The following is a 204-nucleotide window of genomic DNA, read 5'->3' as shown; positions in this document are numbered from 1 at the left end:
GGGGTCTATTGGCCGTCTCTGCTGGCGGTACCGCTACGAGCTCTACAGTTAACAATAGCGGTAATTTAAGCGTCTCTTCCGGTGGTCTTGCTATTAGCTCCACTGTCAATAGTGGCGGTAATCTGAATCTATTAGCAGGTGGTGTCTTATCTAGCACTTTGCTTAATAGTGGCGGTAACCTCAATGTCTCTTCTGGAGCTGTAG

At 48.0% G+C, this 204-nt stretch carries 1 protein-coding gene; it reads left to right on the top strand.

Features of this window, described 5'->3' with window-relative positions; all coding sequences use genetic code 11:
* On the top strand, positions 1-204 hold a 204-nt coding region (locus ICN18_RS10360; protein WP_216190511.1), incomplete at both ends, for a hypothetical protein.

Origin of the sequence: Polynucleobacter parvulilacunae (genome assembly GCF_018881715.1) — a bacterium.
Classification (GTDB): domain Bacteria; phylum Pseudomonadota; class Gammaproteobacteria; order Burkholderiales; family Burkholderiaceae; genus Polynucleobacter; species Polynucleobacter parvulilacunae.
This window is presented reverse-complemented; position numbering and strand designations above follow the sequence as displayed.